This window comes from Bacillus sp. ISL-35 (genome assembly GCF_018613355.1).
Classification (GTDB): domain Bacteria; phylum Bacillota; class Bacilli; order Bacillales; family Cytobacillaceae; genus Mesobacillus.
The window spans coordinates 36,165-50,191 of sequence record NZ_JAGGQK010000011.1; the positions used below are offsets into that span (position 1 = coordinate 36,165).

Annotated in this window: 12 protein-coding genes and 1 riboswitch; of the genes, 8 read left to right on the forward strand and 4 right to left on the reverse strand. The window is 44.9% G+C overall.

The window, feature by feature from the left end; translation table 11 throughout:
• Positions 1-8: 8 nt before the first annotated feature.
• From J7E38_RS15340 to J7E38_RS15350, 3 genes are all read left to right on the forward strand, one after another.
• The gene (locus tag J7E38_RS15340) at positions 9-1,115 is read left to right on the forward strand and encodes a flavin monoamine oxidase family protein (RefSeq protein ID WP_214706907.1); all 1,107 of its coding nucleotides are present in this window, start codon (positions 9-11) and stop codon (positions 1,113-1,115) included.
• Positions 1,116-1,384: 269 nt separating this feature from the next.
• On the forward strand, positions 1,385-2,326 hold the full coding sequence (locus J7E38_RS15345; RefSeq protein ID WP_214706905.1) for an EAL domain-containing protein: 942 nt from the start codon (positions 1,385-1,387) through the stop codon (positions 2,324-2,326).
• Positions 2,327-2,496: 170 nt separating this feature from the next.
• A complete protein-coding gene (locus tag J7E38_RS15350) occupies positions 2,497-3,033 on the forward strand; it encodes a DUF3267 domain-containing protein (protein WP_214706904.1) in 537 nt (178 codons plus the stop codon).
• A gap of 101 nt (positions 3,034-3,134) precedes the next feature.
• Here the strand turns inward: J7E38_RS15350 and J7E38_RS15355 are convergent, their stop codons facing one another.
• Positions 3,135-3,347, reverse strand: coding sequence for a hypothetical protein (locus J7E38_RS15355; protein ID WP_214706903.1), 213 nt, complete (start codon positions 3,345-3,347; stop codon positions 3,135-3,137).
• Positions 3,348-3,490: 143 nt separating this feature from the next.
• Positions 3,491-4,798: an MFS transporter gene (locus J7E38_RS15360; RefSeq protein WP_214706902.1), complete on the reverse strand. Its 1,308-nt coding sequence runs from the start codon at positions 4,796-4,798 to the stop codon at positions 3,491-3,493.
• 529 nt (positions 4,799-5,327) lie between these two features.
• A riboswitch (cobalamin riboswitch) is annotated at positions 5,328-5,512 on the forward strand.
• A gap of 160 nt (positions 5,513-5,672) precedes the next feature.
• Here J7E38_RS15360 and J7E38_RS15365 point away from each other — a divergent pair.
• The 4 genes from J7E38_RS15365 (at position 5,673) to J7E38_RS15380 (ending at position 10,060) form a co-directional block, all read left to right on the forward strand.
• Positions 5,673-6,140 (forward strand): acyl-CoA thioesterase, encoded by a 468-nt coding sequence (locus tag J7E38_RS15365; protein ID WP_214706901.1) that lies wholly within the window; start codon positions 5,673-5,675, stop codon positions 6,138-6,140.
• 20 nt (positions 6,141-6,160) lie between these two features.
• Positions 6,161-8,383 carry a ribonucleoside-diphosphate reductase subunit alpha gene (locus J7E38_RS15370; protein WP_214706900.1) on the forward strand — a complete coding sequence of 741 codons (2,223 nt, stop codon included), beginning with the start codon at positions 6,161-6,163 and terminating at the stop codon, positions 8,381-8,383.
• Positions 8,384-8,402: 19 nt separating this feature from the next.
• Positions 8,403-9,440 carry a ribonucleotide-diphosphate reductase subunit beta gene (locus J7E38_RS15375; protein ID WP_214706899.1) on the forward strand — a complete coding sequence of 346 codons (1,038 nt, stop codon included), beginning with the start codon at positions 8,403-8,405 and terminating at the stop codon, positions 9,438-9,440.
• Between the two features lie 134 nt (positions 9,441-9,574).
• Complete coding sequence (locus J7E38_RS15380) at positions 9,575-10,060, forward strand: YehS family protein (protein ID WP_215038673.1); 486 nt, start codon at positions 9,575-9,577, stop codon at positions 10,058-10,060.
• A 31-nt stretch (positions 10,061-10,091) separates the two neighbouring features.
• Here J7E38_RS15380 and J7E38_RS15385 read toward each other — a convergent pair whose 3' ends face one another.
• Both J7E38_RS15385 and J7E38_RS15390 read right to left on the reverse strand, forming a co-directional pair.
• Positions 10,092-10,652, reverse strand: a complete 561-nt coding sequence (locus J7E38_RS15385; RefSeq protein WP_214706897.1) for a cysteine dioxygenase — start codon at positions 10,650-10,652, stop codon at positions 10,092-10,094.
• Between the two features lie 17 nt (positions 10,653-10,669).
• Entirely contained in the window at positions 10,670-11,590 is a 921-nt protein-coding gene (locus tag J7E38_RS15390) for a DMT family transporter (protein ID WP_214706895.1), read from the reverse strand.
• A 488-nt stretch (positions 11,591-12,078) separates the two neighbouring features.
• On the opposite strand from J7E38_RS15390, the gene abc-f reads away from it, so the two are divergent.
• Positions 12,079-13,977 carry a ribosomal protection-like ABC-F family protein gene (gene abc-f / locus J7E38_RS15395; protein WP_214706893.1) on the forward strand — a complete coding sequence of 633 codons (1,899 nt, stop codon included), beginning with the start codon at positions 12,079-12,081 and terminating at the stop codon, positions 13,975-13,977.
• The last annotated feature ends 50 nt before the right edge of the window (positions 13,978-14,027 follow it).

A 14,027-nucleotide genomic window follows, 5' to 3' on the forward strand; every position in this document is an offset into this window, starting at 1 on the left:
TAACAACTATGAAGGAACCGGTTGTCATTGTCGGGGCTGGTTTGGCTGGGCTACGTGCTGCTGCTTTGCTTCAGGCAAATGGAATCAGCTGCCGGGTGTTGGAGGCGCGTGATCGAATTGGGGGCAGGGTTTTGAGCATGGCAGCCCAAGACATGCCGGAGCTCGGGAGGTTTGATCTGGGTCCTACGTGGTTCTGGCCGAATCATGAACCTGTCATCACTAATTTGGTCAAAGAACTTGGGTTGCCCACTATGGAACAGCATACCTCGGGCGCAATACTTTTCGAGCAATCGAAAACCGGTCCCATCCAGCGGCATGTTTTGCCAGAAGGGGCTGTTGAAAGGTCTGTGCGGCTTGATGGCGGTATTCAGTCGCTTATTGATGCTATCGCATCCACACTTCCTTCAGGCACAATCGAGCTGAATACACGTGTTACGGCAATCCAACTCAATGATCAAGTGACAATCCAAGCAGAAGAACTGGATGGGAAAAAGAAGACCATTCGTGCTCGAGCGGTCATCCTGGCATTGCCGCCTCGGATTGTCGCTGAAAGGATCGACTTTTCACCTTCTCTTCCCGATGGAATTTTGGCGAGCATGAAGGACAAGCCGACGTGGATGGCAGGCCAGGCTAAAGCGGTTGCGATTTATGACCGTCCATTCTGGAGGGAAGACGGTCTTTCCGGCCAGGCCACCAGCTGGTCCGGTCCTTTGCAGGAAATCCATGATGCATCGCCTGACACAGGGTGCGGCGCACTCTTTGGCTTTTTCGGCTTACCAGCAAAATTAAGGCAAGAACTTGGTGAAGAACAGTTACATCATCTTGTCATTGACCAATTGACGCGGCTTTTTGGACCATCCGCTGAAAAACCGATAGCTTTCCTGTATAAAGATTGGGCAGGCGATTCTGAAACAGCAGTGGAAGATGATCTTCCTCCGTTGACCAGTTTCCCGGACTATGGCTTGCCGGCAGGAACGAGTTCGTGGGATAAGAGGGTTATTTTTGCAGGTACCGAGACAGCGCCTGGACATGGCGGGCATCTGGAGGGAGCGCTGCTTTCCGCGGAGCGAGCGGCTTTTGCTGTGATGAAGCTGGTTGAGGAGCACAAACAATAATGATGAACTGTAAAACGAAAGAGCGTTTTTTCCGATAAAACGGATAAGCGCTCTTTTTTTGGCCAATTAGGCATTCAAAATCCTATCCTGCCGATTCACTTGTAGCATATTTATATATTTTTAAATATCATTTGGTTCATTTTACCTATCATTAACACAGTGATATAGTAATAAATAACTAACTTGAGAGGGCGCTATATACTATGAGTTGCAATGCATGCGTGGTTGGAAATTTACAGTTTGAGATAAGGGTAGAAGGGGAGCAGAATGTGTCCATTTATCCTGAAGTGGTTCGCCACATGGAGCGTAATGGTGAGCTGGTTCGGGTGGAAGCCGGTTCACTGGTTGTTAGTGAAGCAGGGATGAGGGATTTCCTTGATTTTTGCCATGATCATATGGAGCCGGGCAAGGTCTTTTTTCGGCTGGATGAAGAAAATTGGAGAATTCTCGCGGAAGTCGAAGAAATCCTCGAAAGTGAGTGGATTGACGAGGTCATCGGCAAAGAGCTGGTTACTTGCCATGCTCAACCGATTGTTGACGCTGGAGGCGAAATTTATGCCCATGAAATGCTGGCTAGATTTTACCGAGAGGATGGTTCGGTAATTTATCCTGGTGAAATTTTCGGCGCAGCCAAAAAGCGCGACCGGTTATATGCCCTCGATCGGATTTGCCGAATGGCAGCTGTCAGGGCAGCTTCTTTTACTGACAAGAAAGCTTTTATCAATTTCATACCGACGTCCATTTATTCCCCGGAATTCTGCCTTAAGTCGACCACGATGCTGGCTGACCGACTGGGGGTAGACCCGGGCAGGCTTGTGTTTGAGGTGGTTGAAACAGAAAACGTCGAGGATACGGATCACCTGAAAAGAATCCTCACTTTTTACAAAGAAAAGGGTTTCCGTTACGCGCTTGATGATGTTGGTGAAGGGTACAGCACCTTGGAGCTGCTATCCGATCTGCAGCCGCATTATATGAAATTGGATATGAAGTATGTCCAGGGAGTAGCTGCAGATCTTCAAAAGCAGCAGACTGCTTCTGCATTTTTAACTGAAGCGAAGAGGCTGGGTTCTGTACCGCTTGCGGAGGGAATTGAATCTGCGGAAGATTTTGAATGGCTTAAAGAGAAAGGATATCAGCTGTTCCAGGGGTACTTTTTTGGCAAACCCGCGCCAATTGGCAGCCAGGTTGAAGGAGGAAAAAAACGTACATGACCTCGGATGCCTATAAATGCCAATAATAATGGGTTTTGCAGACCAAATTGCTATGCTGGCAATTTGGTCCTTGATTTTTCAAAAGCGTTTTGCTTAAAGGATTTCTGCCTCTTTATGTTGAATTTTTCTTATTGGAAACTGATTGAGTTTAATTGAGAAGGTGAAAGCCTATGATAATTTGGTTTCGACACTTACCGCCGAGTAGTATGGATTTTTTAGAATGGACTCCTTTCATACAGAATAATTGGTATCGAAAACATTATATGAAGTTCGTATATCTGCTTATGGTAACTATTTTTCTGTTACAAAATGTCTTTAGTACTGGTTTCTCTGATATAAATGTATTTCTACTCATCATAATTGCTATCTTCGTCTTCATCCTTCATGAATGTCTACACCTTTTGGTCATAAGAAATAAAGGTGATATTAGCCTCACTTTTAGCGGGATATTTTTTTGGATAAATACAAATGCAATCCTCTCCAAAGTTAGATTCTGGTTTTTTATGAGCTTGCCTTTTATTGTATTATCAGTTGTTCCTGTTATTATATCGTTCTATGTATTAGGGGAAATAAAATTAATTCTATTATTTGTAGGTTGGTTCAACACCTTGATTTCTTCCTCAGATCTCATTAATTCAGTGCTCATTGCCATTAAACCAAGGAATACAGTTTTTTGCAGAGGATATTACCGGATAGAGTCTAATTAAAAGGTAACTCATATGCTTAACAATAATAATAGACCATCGAAATTGATGGTCTATTGTTTTACATAATTAATTTTTGTCACAGGAACCACAAAGTTTTTTTGCTATATATCATCGGCATAATGCATGGAGCGTTTTGCTTCCAACATCTCTTTCATTTCATTTATTGCCTCTGTCAGCAGCGCAATGTCCTTAAGAATTTGCTGTTTGATGACTGTGTCGGCACTTGATTGATAGTCATTTTTTAGTTGACTCAGTTCCCGTTGGAATAGAAAAAGTGTGAGCAGCTTTATCTCCCCCTTTGGAAAAATAAACATTCTCTCTGTCTGTATAGTTCTATATACCCAAAAAACCCGTATTTAAAACATAAAATATGGTAAAAGCCTCCCTTAAATTTTCTAGCTTTAAAACATAAAATATGGTAAAAAGCCTCCCCGCTAAATCGGAGAGGCTTTCAAACTTACGCTATTGTCTTCTTTGCTTCAAACACTGCTACAGACTCTTTCCTCTGGTAATAATACCAGTTCAGAACAATGGACAGCACGTAGAAGCCGATGAAGATGAAAAATGCAGGAGCATAACCTCCGGAAATTTTCACGGACCAGCCGAACAGCTTTGGAATTAGGAAGGATCCATATGCTGCGAATGCTGCCGTAAAGCCGAGGACTGGAGCCGCTTCTTTCGGAACAAAGATTCCAGGAATCATCTGGAATGTTGAACCAGAACCGATGCCAGAAGCGATGAACAGTACCATGAATGATGCCAGGAAGCCGCCGAATTGTTTCGTGCCAAGGAAGTAAATGACGCTTCCAGCACCAGCCATCATCACTACCAGAACGATGGATGTCAGCTTGGCTCCGCCCATTTTATCAGCCATCCATCCGCCAATAGGGCGGGCACCGGCAGCAAGGAAGGCACCAAGGAAGGCAAGTGAGATATATTCAGGGAACTGCGTTTTCAATAAAAGCGGGAATGCCGCGGAGTAACCGATGAAAGATCCGAATGTTGCCACGTAAAGCCATGTCATGATCCAAGTGTGCTTTCTTTTTACTATAACGAATTGATCCGAGAACGATTGCTTTGTGCCAGGCAGGTTATCCATGCCGAACCATGCAGCGATTGTGACGATTGCGATTGGGATCAGCCAGATGAATGCTGCGTTTTGGAGCCATACTTCCTGGCCGTTAGACAATTTCTGTCCATCGCCAGCGATGAAAGCGAACGTTCCAGTTGTAATGATTAATGGTGTTACGAATTGGACGACCGATACACCCATGTTGCCTAAACCGCCGTTGATGCCGAGCGCCGTTCCACGTGCTTTTTTCGGGAAAAAGAAGCTGATGTTGGATGATGAACTTGAAAAGTTTCCGCCACCCAGGCCGCAAAGTGCAGCGAGTAAAAGCATCACTGAGTAAGGTGTGTCAGGATTCTGGACCGCGAAGCCGATGCCGACAGCCGGAATTGCGAGCACGGCAGTTGTCAGTACTGTCCAGTTGCGTCCCCCCATCATTCCTACTCCAAATGTGTACACAAACCGTAAAGTGGCACCAACAAGACCAGGCATGGCAGCCAATGCGAAAAGCTGTTGATCCGTAAAATTAAAACCAATATCATTAAGGCGAATTGCAACCACAGACCAGATTTGCCAGACAATGAATGCGAGCATCAAGGAAGGTACCGAAATCCACAAGTTACGTTGGGCATGCTTTTTTCCTTCAGATTGCCAGAAACGATCGTCTTCAGGGTTCCATGTATTTATGCGAGCCATTTTAATTCCTCCATACGTGATATGAGTGTTTACAAGATTAATAAACCATTTATATCACACATCAGTTGTGACGAACCTCACATCTGGAGACACCATCACAATTCTGTCAAAAAGTCTTGAACACTTTTTGACAAGAAAGCAATTAAGGGATAATAAAAATGCTTATAGGGGTATAAAAGCTTGATGCAAAGCGTTTTGTTAGGACTTGGTGGATTGAAAAGGAACCGGGGAAATACCCTATATAAGGGTGGATAGAAAACTACAAACAACTCCAAGGAGTGTCACCATACGAGGGGGTTATTACTTTATTGGCGAAAAATAAATTATATCGACCACATTTAAGGATATATCAGCGGATTTTTGATTTTATCGACCACATATAAAGATATATCGACCACTTTTCGCAATATATCGACCACATCCATAATTTCGTACTTTATGAAATTAGTTGAAATTACGAGGCAGATGATTTACTATCAATTCATAACACGATATATTGTGTTTCTTTAAAAAAATACAACTAAATATTGTATTTACCGGTAAATATGGTGTCTGAACAAGACTTAATAGGGAATCTGGTGAAAGTCCAGAACTGTTCCCGCAACTGTAAGTGCTGACGAAATAAGGAAGAACCACTGTCTAAAAAATGGATGGGAAGGCCTTAAAGTAGGGTGAAGCACAAGTCAGGAGACCTGCCATATTTATGCGTGTTATCTTCTTCGGGAATTGGGAAGGTATTACGGGGATAAATTGATAGGCTCGTGTTGTTTTGCGGATACATATGAGGTGTTAATTGATCAACGTTACTTAAACCCATCTTTCGAGATGGGTTTTTCTCATTTTCAGGGAGCATTTTTCAAACAGGAGGTCAGGAATGGAAGGATTATCTACAAATGTGTCAAGGACTTTGCAGAACCGGCTGGTTTTGCCTCCGGACACGAATCATCTTGGTACGATTTTTGGCGGCACCGTGTTGTCCTATATTGATGAAATCGCGGCGATTGCAGCGATGAAGCACAGCAGGATGGCAGTTGTCACGGCTTCAATTGACTCAGTGAATTTCCTGTCATCGGCAGTAGTAGGCGATATTTTAACTCTGGAAGCCGTGGTGATTTCAACAGGCAGGACATCAATGGAAGTGTTCGTGAAAGTGGAAAGCGAGAACTTGAAGACATGCAAAAAGACTTTGACAACCACCTCGATTTTAACCATGGTGGCAAAGGATGAACAAGGGGTGCCTGTTCCGGTCGCCGGTATTGTCCCGGAAAGTATTGAGGAATGGGAGCTGTTTAACACTGCTGAAATGAGAAGGCAGCGCAGGCTGGAAATGAGACAAAAGTAAAACAAGTGGAGGGGTAATCGATGAGTATTCAAGTAAAGGAAGAGGAAACAGCGAAACTGATAACGGATATTGAACAGGCATTTCCTGAACTGGACTTTAAGTCGTTCAAACAACGAGTGGTTCGGGCTCTAGAGGCGAAGAATATGTCAGACGACCAGATTGAAAACATGCTGATTTTGACAGCAGTCGAACGAATCGACCGGAATGAACCTGGCTGGACGTACGCAGCTGCACGTTTTTACTTGAAAAAATTGTACAAGCTTAGTGAAAGCTTCAGAAATACAGCTGGTTACGGTTCTTTTTACGAATTAATCAATAAATTAATAGAAATTGGGATATATGACAGTCGTCTAGTAATCTCCTATTCCCGGGAAGAAATCGAATATCTTGAAAAAGTGATTGATCCCGAGAGAGACCAATTTTTTACCTACATAGGGCTTGTCACGATGGCGGAAAGGTATCTTGCGCGGACACAGAGTGGGCAGGTTGCTGAGCTTCCCCAAGAGCGGTTCATGATCATCGCAATGACCCTGCTGGCTGAAGAACCGGTGGAAAAGCGGCTTGGATTGGTAGAGGAAGCTTACTGGGCGCTCTCAAATCTTTATATGACAGTGGCGACCCCGACGCTTGCAAATGCGGGTAAAAGCTATGGCCAGTTATCGAGCTGCTTCATTGATACGGTAGCAGACGATTTGAGAAGCATCTATGATTCCAACACAGATATCTCCACCTTGAGCAAGAATGGCGGCGGCATTGGAGTGTATCTGGGCAAAATTAGAAGCCGTGGCAGTGATATCAAAGGTTTCAAAGGAATCAGCTCCGGTGTGATCCCGTGGATGAAGCAGCTGAATAACACCGCGGTTTCGGTCGATCAATTAGGGCAGCGGCAGGGTGCGATTGCTGTTTACCTCGATGTCTGGCATAAAGACATCTTCCCGTTCCTTGATGCAAAACTCAATAATGGAGATGAGCGACAGAGGACACATGATTTATTCACAGGCATCTGCATTCCGGATTTATTTATGGAACAGGTAGAAAAACGGGGTGAATGGTATCTGTTTGATCCACACGAAGTAAGGAGCGTAATGGGATTTTCGCTTGAAGATCATTTTGATGAGGAAAAGGGAGCTGGGTCGTTCAGGGAAAAATATTGGGCCTGCGTCAATCATCCAGGTTTGTCGCGTGAGCACGTTCCCGCGATTGAAATCTTTAAATCCATCATGATCTCTCAGCTTGAAACCGGTACACCTTACATGTTTTACAGGGATCAGGTCAACAGGCTGAATGCCAACCATCATAAAGGGATGATTTACTGCAGCAATCTTTGCACGGAAATCACCCAGAATATGAGCCCGACCCTCCTTGAAGAAGAAACAGTTGAGGACGGAAAGATTTTAATTTATAAAAAGCCGGGTGATTTTGTCGTCTGCAACTTGTCTTCCATTTCGTTGGCGAAAAGTGTAATGGATGATGTACTTGACAGAGTGATCAATATCCAGGTCCGGATGCTGGATAACGTCATCGAGATCAATGAAATCCCTGTGCTGCAGGCACAAATAACCAACAAGAATTATCGGGGAATCGGATTGGGAACGTTCGGCTGGCACCATCTGCTGGCTCTGAAAGGAATCAAATGGGAAAGCGAAGAGTCGGTAGAATATTGTGATGCTCTCTATGAAGAGATCGCCTGCTTAACCATTGGCGCAAGCCTTGAGCTGGCAAAAGAAAAAGGGGCATATCCTTATTTCGAAGATTCCGATTGGTCGACAGGACAGTTTTTCGAGAAGAGACAGTACAACGGTGAAAGATGGGAGGCCCTAGCCGAAGAGGTAAAGCAGCATGGCATCAGGAACGGTTATCTGATGGCGGTAGCCCCTAACTCCTCGACCTCAATCCTTGCGGGTTCAACGGCAAGCATCGATCCGATTTTCAGGCTCGAATATTCCGAGGAAAAGAAAGATTACAAGATTCCGGTGACTGCACCTGATCTATCACCTGATACGATGTGGTTTTACAAGACGGCCTACAATGTTGACCAGCATTGGAGCATCAAGCAGAATGCGCGGCGCCAGCGCCATATCGACCAATCCGTTTCATTTAACTTTTATGTAAAAAATACAATCAAGGCAAAAGCGCTGCTGGATCTGCATATGGATGCCTGGAAATCGGGCCTGAAAACAACTTATTACGTCCGCTCAACATCGAGCGGTGATTGGGACGAATGTGAAAGCTGCCATAGTTAAGGGGAAAGGAAGGAACACGATGAAACTATTGAAGAAAAGATTACTTGTCGATGCCGGTGCACCAAATGCTTCGACTGGGATTATAAATGGGCAAAGTTCCAATATCCTGAATTGGGATGATGTCCGCTTTCCGTGGGCATATCCAAAATATAAGAGGATGCTGGGCAATTTCTGGACCCCTTTTGAAATCAATATGTCAAAGGATATCAAGCAATTTTCGATGCTTTCTGAAAAAGAACAGGATGCCTTTTTAAAAATCATTGGGCTTTTGGCCCTGCTCGACAGCATTCAAACGGACTACGCCGGCAAGGTGGCCGATTATTTAACCGACTCCAGCCTGAATGCTCTGATGATCATCCTGGCGCAGCAGGAAGTGATTCACAATCATTCCTACAGCTATGTGCTGTCAAGCATCGTATCCAAATCGAAGCAGCAGGAAGTGTTCGACTACTGGCGGACTGAACCAATCCTGCGCAAGCGGAATGAGTTTATAACAGACGGGTATAAAGACTTTGCCGAAAATCCCGATGTCGAAAATCTGTTGCATTCCATCGTTTATGACGTCATCCTTGAAGGCCTGTTCTTCTACTCGGGCTTCGCCTTCTTTTATAATCTGGCTCGGAATCAGAAAATGGTCGGCACCAGCACGATGATTAACTACATCAACCGTGATGAACAGCTGCATGTAGGGTTATTCGAGAAGATTTTCAAAGAGGTACTCCGTGAAAACCCCGAGTATGACACAGAATCATTAAGGGAATTTGGTACCGCAGCCTTTCAGGAAGCAGCACGACTGGAGATTGAATGGGCTGAATATATAATCGGAAACCAAATCGATGGCCTGCTGATGTCAGATGTGGAGGCCTATATAAAATTCATGGCCAACAAACGGGCAGAACAGCTGGGCTTTACTGCTCCGTTCGAAGGATATCGCACGAATCCGTTAAGATGGATCATCGCCTATCAGGAAGTCGACCTTGGCAAAACGGACTTCTTTGAGCAAAAATCAAGACAGTACACGAAAACATCCGATGAGAATGGATTTGATGAGCTTTAAGGCAGCCTGGTGAAAAAAAGGAATCGCTTTGCTAAAATCATTCTAATACAATAGGCTTTTTTCCTGTTTAATGTTAGACTGCAATAGTGAAACGGCCATACTATGGGTATGGCTTTCAATAGGAGGATTTTTTCATGCTTAACAATGATCTATTGATTCGTCTGCGCTATTCTCTGGATATCAAGGATACCGATATGGCGGAGATGTTCAGGCTTGGCGGCGTGGACATGAGGAAAGAAGACGTGCAGCTGATGCTGAAGAAAGTGGATGAAGATGAGTACGATGAGCTGCCTGAGGATTACATAAGGGTCAACAATGCGATGATGGAGCAGTTCTTGAATGGCCTGGTGACGTTCAAAAGAGGGAAGCGGCCTGGGGAGACGGGTGCTCCGCCAGTGACCGGGGAGCCTGTGAACAATCAGCTGTTGAAGAAGGTGAAAATTGCTTTGTCGCTCACGAGCGAGGATATGCTGGAGCTTTTCGACCTTGCCGGTGTCCGGGTTTCCAAAGGGGAGCTGGGAGCGATTTTGCGGAAGGAAGGGCACAAGAATTACCGTGAATGCGGCGATAAGTTTGCCCGCAATTTCCTCAAAGGATTGACCTTAAAGTACAGGGAATAGGATAGCATGGGGACGCTTGATTTCAGCGCCCTCATGCTTCTTTTTTTAGCTTGATTTCTTTCAGTTTCTGGCGTTGTTCATCTGGCCACCATGCTCCGCAATCATCCGAAACGACACAGGCTGCGCATTTTTCGAGGTCGTATACTTTCATCCCGCTGATGGGCGGTGAGTAAAGATGAAGGGTAACCAGTCCTTCTGTACCATCACCCTGCATTTTATGGACGCCTTTTTTAGGTGCGAAAAAAAGCTGTCCTTGATGATGGTACTCCTTGAACAGCTCCTTTGGAAGCTTGCTGTTCTTGACCTCGTACACGGAGTTGACGGAAGTCCCGTTCAGGACGTGGATCCATCCATGGGAATCGCCGTGGTCATGGGGGGCACATTCTAAATCCGACCAGTTCATCACCAGCAGCTCGACATCCTCGCTTTTGTACAGAAGCTTGCGGTAATAAGGCTTTCCGGATGGCGATTCAAGGAAAGTCTCCAACGCTTCAACGGTCATATTGATTTTAGCCAGCGCGTCCTTCATCTCTTGCCTGGAAGGATTCTTTAGAGTATCCAACACATTCCTTGCCTGAGGATTCAATGTCATGTGCACTCCCACCTTCTTCATTTTTTTAAAATGACACTTGCAACTAAACGTGCAAGACCGCCATTGACAATGGCCACTCCTATCATAATTATGAGTCCGCCGACCGCACTTATGAGGATGAATTTTTCATGTAAAAGAATGATGGCCGCCATCAGGGTGACCAGCGGTTCCAGGTAGATGAAAATTGATACCCTTGATGCATCCAGAACCTCAAGCGCCTTTCCCCAATACCAATACCCGATTCCAGATACGAATATCCCAAGGAACAAAAGATGGACCCATTCTGTCTTTGTCAGCAGAGGGAGCGACTCCCAGCCTCTGTTCCGGATCATAAAAGGGAGCGTGAGAACAAAGCCGATCAAGCTCATATAAAATGTAACAACGTGAGCGGGATAGGGGATTTGCAGCTTTTTTAAAAGGATGGAATAAACGGCCCAGTTCAGCGTGCTGAGGATCATCAGGATAAAGCCGATATTCAGGGCGAATTCGAAGGTATGGCCGCTTCGGGTGGTCGTGACGATAAAAACACCTGTGATCGCGACCAGCATACCAACTGCCTTTTTCACATCCATCTTTTCATGCAAAAAAAGCACCGAAAGAAGGACGGTGAAAATCGGCGAGAATGAAATCAGCCATCCGGCAGAAGAGGCATTGATCGTCAACAAGGACGTTGCCTGCAGTACCTGGTGAATGAACACACCCAGGATACCGAGGACAACCAGATGGGGGATGTAGCCAATCGAAATACGGAGCCGTGAACGGTTGAGCAATAAAACCATCAGCAGAAACAAAGCGCCGATGCCAAAGCGAAGCACCAACAGGGAATAGGGGTCAAGCTTTCCGAGAACAGCTTTTGCAGAAACAAAGGAAACTCCCCAAAAGCTGATTGATAGTAAGGCATAAAATGAAGCAGTAAGCTTGGTTCGAAACGGAATCATGACATGAAATCCTTTCTTACGGACAAGTTTTTACCATCCTATGCCTGTCCTGAAAAAGAAGAATCATGAAAAAATATCCAATTATATTTACAAAATAATGTAAAGCTGAGATAATAAAGCAAATGGTTTAGGAGGGAAAGTAAGTTTATGGAACCAACATCTAATTGCTAATTATTAATTTTATTAATAAGGATTTTGTATTGAGTGTAAAAAGCCTATTTGCATAGGTTTATTTCGTTATGCTCTTTATGGAAATCGGCAATTAGAAGAAAACTTACTTTACTGAATCGGGATATGTATATTTTCGCATGGCTTATGTTGGCCTGCTGAAGATGTTGATTCAAGACTGTAGGGATTTCTGCAGTCTTTTTTATTTTGGCAGCGGGAAAGCTGAGTCGGAAAGAGTCAAAAAATGAATAGTAGATAAGTTCTTCTTTGTGCTGTCCATAAAAAGCGTAGCTTCATTATGGATGAAAGAAGGAATAGATATGTTAGAACTGAAAGTGCATGGAATTAAAAAATATATGGAAGCGACACTGGTCGTGAACAGTTTTACATTGGAGGCATTTGAAGGGGATAAAATCGGGATTGTGGGGGCGAACGGCAGCGGGAAAAGCACAATTCTTAAGGTGATTGCCGGAATCGAGCCAATGCACTACTATCCTGGCTATCCACAGACCTCGAGCCCGGGATATGATGAGGGGCTGATCCACCGGCCGCGCGGTGCATCGTTCGCTTACTTGGAGCAAATGCCTTCATACCCTGCAGGTTTAAAAGTGATTGATGTTTTGAATCTCGCTTTTGAAGAGGTTCATGAAGTGGAAAAACAGATGCGTGAGCTTGAAGCGCAGATGCAGATTTTACAGGATGATGCTTTGGAAAAAGCGTTGAATAAGTATAGTGACCTGGTGAATTTGTATGAAACAAAGGGTGGGTATGAACAGGAGGAGAAGCTAAGCAAGGTTTGTACCGGCCTTAAGTTTACCGAGTACTTTTTGCAGAGGGATTTTGATTTGCTGAGCGGCGGCGAGAAGACGACAGTTGGCCTCGGGAAAATCCTGATCCACCAGCCGGATATCCTGCTGCTCGATGAGCCGACCAACCATCTGGATATGGAATCGATCGAATGGCTCGAAGCCTTTTTGAAAAATTATAAGGGCATCGTGCTGATTGTCTCGCATGACCGGTATTTCCTTGATAATGTCGTGAACAAAATCGTCGAGATTGAAGATATGGAAACCATTAGCTACAGGGGAAACTATTCAAGTTTTATCAGCCAAAAGGAAGAAAATATGCGGGTGCAATATGAGCAGTTCCGCGAGCAGCAGAAAAAGGTCAATAATATGGAGAAGCAGGTGACGAGCCTGCGTGACTGGGCGCTGAGGGCGGACAATAACAAATTTTTCAGGCGCGCGGCAAGCATCCAGAAGAAGCTCGATAAGCTAGAGCGCATCGATAAGCCGGTTTTTGAGCGACGGAACATGAGGCTCCATTTTAACGAAACAATGAGGTCCGGGAATGAAACGATCAAGGCGGTTGGTGTTTCTAAGCGCTATGAGGATAAGGTCATTTTTGATGGCGCTGATTTGATGGTTCATTATGGTGAGCGGGTCGGCCTTGTTGGTCCGAATGGCAGCGGCAAGACGACGTTCCTGAAAATGCTTCTTGGTGAGGAACAGCCTGATGCAGGTGTGGTTGAATTGGGCGCGAATGTGCTGGCCGCCTATCTTCCGCAGAAGATTGTGTTTGCGAACGAAGAGCTGACCGTGCTTGAATGCTTCCGGGAGGATATCTCGATTGTCGAGGGGAAAGCGCGTGAGTACCTGGCGAAGTTCATGTTTTATAAAAAAAGTGTCTTTAAGAAGGTGAAATTCCTCTCCGGGGGCGAGCGGATCAGGCTGAAGCTGGCAATGCTGATGTTCCAGGATATCAATTTGCTGATTCTCGATGAGCCGACGAACCATCTGGATATTGATTCGATTGAAACCCTTGAGGCTGCTCTTGAGGATTTCAAAGGGACGATATTCTTCATCTCACACGACCGCTATTTTATCAATAAAATCGGCGAACGCGTGATTGCGGTGGAGGACTTTGGTTTGAAGAGCTATGAGGGGAATTATGATGATTATAAAAGGGAGAGAGCTGCGGTCGAGCCGGTGCCGGTTTTAAAGGAGAAGAAGGAGAAGGAGCCGGAGCCTGGGAAATCAGAGCCGGATTCAAAGCTTTTAAAGAAAATCGAAATCCTGGAAAAAGAAATTACAGAGCTTGATCTGGTGATGGGTGTTCAACAGGATTATGTGGAGTTGGATCAGCTGTTTAGCAGGAAGCAGCAATTGAATAACGAACTCGAGCTGGCGATGGAAATGTGGCTGAGTGCCGGGGAGTAATGGAGAGGAAGCATGGATATTCGTTCATGCTTCCTTTTTTTATAGGTGGT

What these genes read in the sequence shown, in the direction of transcription:
- J7E38_RS15340 (WP_214706907.1), top strand. Translation starts at nt 9, where the DNA reads ATGAAGGAACCGGTTGTCATTGTCGGGGCTGGTTTGGCTGGGCTACGT.
- J7E38_RS15350 (WP_214706904.1), top strand. Translation starts at nt 2,497, where the DNA reads ATGATAATTTGGTTTCGACACTTACCGCCGAGTAGTATGGATTTTTTA.
- J7E38_RS15355 (WP_214706903.1), bottom strand. Translation starts at nt 3,347, where the DNA reads ATGTTTATTTTTCCAAAGGGGGAGATAAAGCTGCTCACACTTTTTCTA.
- J7E38_RS15360 (WP_214706902.1), bottom strand. Translation starts at nt 4,798, where the DNA reads ATGGCTCGCATAAATACATGGAACCCTGAAGACGATCGTTTCTGGCAA.
- J7E38_RS15365 (WP_214706901.1), top strand. Translation starts at nt 5,673, where the DNA reads ATGGAAGGATTATCTACAAATGTGTCAAGGACTTTGCAGAACCGGCTG.
- J7E38_RS15370 (WP_214706900.1), top strand. Translation starts at nt 6,161, where the DNA reads ATGAGTATTCAAGTAAAGGAAGAGGAAACAGCGAAACTGATAACGGAT.
- J7E38_RS15375 (WP_214706899.1), top strand. Translation starts at nt 8,403, where the DNA reads ATGAAACTATTGAAGAAAAGATTACTTGTCGATGCCGGTGCACCAAAT.
- J7E38_RS15380 (WP_215038673.1), top strand. Translation starts at nt 9,575, where the DNA reads ATGCTTAACAATGATCTATTGATTCGTCTGCGCTATTCTCTGGATATC.
- J7E38_RS15385 (WP_214706897.1), bottom strand. Translation starts at nt 10,652, where the DNA reads ATGACATTGAATCCTCAGGCAAGGAATGTGTTGGATACTCTAAAGAAT.
- J7E38_RS15390 (WP_214706895.1), bottom strand. Translation starts at nt 11,590, where the DNA reads ATGATTCCGTTTCGAACCAAGCTTACTGCTTCATTTTATGCCTTACTA.
- abc-f (WP_214706893.1), top strand. Translation starts at nt 12,079, where the DNA reads ATGTTAGAACTGAAAGTGCATGGAATTAAAAAATATATGGAAGCGACA.